This is a genomic window from Acidobacteriota bacterium (genome assembly GCA_003225175.1).
Taxonomy (GTDB): domain Bacteria; phylum Acidobacteriota; class Terriglobia; order Terriglobales; family Acidobacteriaceae; genus Gp1-AA112.
In genome coordinates this window covers 4,006-7,100 of sequence record QIBA01000171.1, presented here as the reverse complement: position 1 = coordinate 7,100, position 3,095 = coordinate 4,006, and the positions used below count along the sequence as shown (strand labels likewise).

The window sequence follows — 3,095 nt, the reverse complement described above, 5'->3', positions numbered from 1 at the left end:
ATTTATTTCTGACCATAATTACCCAAATAATTTTACCTGCATAAAGTAAATTTTCATTATTCTAATATCAGAAAATTTTCTTTTAATCATTATTCCGTTTATGTACTGCGATCACGAATTTCTTTATAATGTTGTCTGATCATTGCCCCAAAAATTTACCATTTATGTACTTATCATAGAAATTTCTTTCTTTACCGAAGAATCAATATGATCATCTAACACGTTTTCAAATCATTATAAATCGAATTAAAGTTAACTTCTTTAATATATTTTTTGATCATTGTTCCGTTAATGTACTGTGCTCGCAAATTTCTTTATAATGTTTTTGGATCATTCCTCTGGGAAATTGCCATTTATGTACTGCGGTCACAAAAATTTCTTTTACACAGAATTAACGCGATCAATATTACTCCACAAATAATTCTATCTGCATAAATTAAAGTTTAATTGTTCCAATATTATAGAAATTTCTTTAGCATATTTTTTTGATCATTGTTCCGTTTATGTACTGCGCTCAAGAATTTCTTTATGATGTTTTGCCCAAAAAATTTTCACTCGTGTACTGCGGCTATTTTACATAGAACGTAGAACGTGTATCTCTAATTTAATTGTTGGTATAAATAAGATCCATTCATAACGATACTGATCTTGCTACAGGATTCATTTTTGCAATTAATCATGGTTAATAACAAACGAACAGGAAAAGGTAATGTTATGATATTTATTTCGATAAGATTTCTATGTAGGAGTTACGTGTGTTAATATTACCATAATAATGTCCAAAGCTACAAATCGTGACAAACGAATGAAGGAAAGGGAGAATAAAAAAGTGAAAGTTGATGAACATGATTATGATAGTGATGATGTACGATTTCTTGAAGGTATGTTTAATAAGGAAGATAATAGAAGGGAGAAAGAACGAAGTAACAAAAAACGAGAAGGAAGAGAACAAAAAGAAGAAGAAAGAAGTGAAAAAGAAAGACGAGAAAAAGAGGAAAGAAAAAGAAATGAAGAAAGAAGAGAGAAAGGAAGAAGAGAGAAAAAAGAAGAGAGGAAGAAAGAAGAGAAGAAGAAAGAAGAGCGGTAGTAAGAAGAGAGGAAATAAAAAAAGGAAAAGAAAGAGAAAAAGAAGAAAATGAATTTATCTTATACAATGGTAAATCTTGTTTTGTAACAAATAATGTTTATAATTTTGTGAATGTAATTTCGTTCCTATTTAATATCTCTAGAAAGTGAAGAAGAACTTATTCCACCACAATTTGAAGCAATGACCAACCAATTGCAGATTTGCAATTGGTTGGTCAATCGCTCTGGCTTATTAGAATTAGCCAACCAAATGCTTGATGCAAAAAAGAAAACGTTATCGTCATCAACAGTCTTAACGGCGTTGTCAACACCATGCAATGATGTAAGATATGGAAAATTTTTTGATTGGCTAAAAGTTAGAAATGATATCGTATAGATCAATTTGAGTTGTTATTCTTATAATAATAGGATTGTTATCAGCTCTTTGACGAAGAACTGAAATGCCTGTTTTTACGCAGCCGTGACCCACTTCGAGCTGTTTTCGAGCAGTTAATTACTATAGTATTCAGCATTGAATCCTATAAGAAGGAGGCCCAAGCATTAGTTAAAAAGGCCACTGGTAATTTCTGAGATTACTGAAACAAGTTCAGTGAAGCAATTATGAAACTTGTAATGGAATTTCGTGCAGAAGATAGGTAATAATTGTTTCGTTATTATAGTTTAAATAACATAGTTATCTTGATTTAATGTATCTTATTATCTTAGAGAGAATCAAGGAAATGTATTAACTAACGAAGAAGTTAGTACATTTATTTCTGAAAAAGTTGTAACAGAAAAAATATTAAGATGACAACTTGGTGTCGTTGACATGAAAGAATTAAGAGACAACACTTCTTTAGAGAAATTAATAGATTTCTCACGCGAGAGTTTCAAAGCACATTGGAAGGGTAAGATCTTGTCGCGATCAAGTCTCTTGATCGAATTACAAGAGAATTATCAATTCCAACATGAAGTGAATGCAATCTTGCGAATAGTTTAGTGGTATATATATATTATTATTACTCTTTGAATATTTAATATTACAATCCTATTAAATATGTTACTTTTATTTATAGTTATGAAAATTGAAGTGTTGACGTTCCGCAACCAAAATAATAAATAAATTTTATGAAAATGCCAAATGTCAAATGTCTTTTCAAAATCAAATTCTTTAAGTTCAGCCGAATTATATAGTCATGAAATGAGAATTTAGATTTAAATTCATTTGATTATGTACTTTTGTCTTTGTTGAGAAAAAATTCTTGGTATAATTTATAAACCATCATGTATATTGAAAATCTAACATGCAGGAAATTTTCGTATAATTTAGCAGAAAAAAAATCATGTACAGTCCATTTAGAAATACTCCAAATAGTAAAAGCCTCAAGGCTTCGTTACTGCCAGTGGATGAACTTAAGTCTTCAGTTTAGAATTTTATTAAATAAAAATATAGCATTGAGTTATTTTCGCAAATTGTACTGTGTGTGAATTTTTTTTTTGCGCATTGCGCAATCAGCACTTGATTTTATAACAGATAACGCTAAATGTTAGGAACTTGATCGTTATGATCGATCAAAAATTGATTAGCTATACAATTAATTGATAATCAAGGAGATACTAAACCAGAATGGAAAAAAGCCTCAAGGCTTAATTACTAAATTTAATAATGCTTATCATGTCAACAAAAAAAGCCCAGAAGGATAAGAAAGTCTTGAGGCTTCATTACTATTTTGATAAGATCGATAGGACAATATATATAGTTGAATTATTTTTGTTCAGTCCATATTACGAAAATCTAATCATGAGAAAACGATACACTCACAACGTTCCTGTAGAACCTCTAGAACAGCATCGAATTCGCAATCGTTTTCCTCAGAGAGATGCAAGTAATAATGCTGTGCCAATACAAAGAAGTTCTGCTACAACACTAGCAATATCATCAATAACTGCCTCCAGCCATGCTCAACAAACATCAACACCTTTACTGAAAGATGGCGATAGCATGGAGTTCCAATATGATCGTGAACATG

At 30.4% G+C, this 3,095-nt stretch carries 1 protein-coding gene; it reads right to left on the bottom strand.

The genetic code is table 11. From position 1 onward, the window contains the following. Positions 1–721 precede the first annotated feature (721 nt). Entirely contained in the window at positions 722–952 is a 231-nt protein-coding gene (locus DMG62_24160) for a hypothetical protein (protein ID PYY19893.1), read from the bottom strand. Between the last annotated feature and the right edge of the window lie 2,143 nt (positions 953–3,095).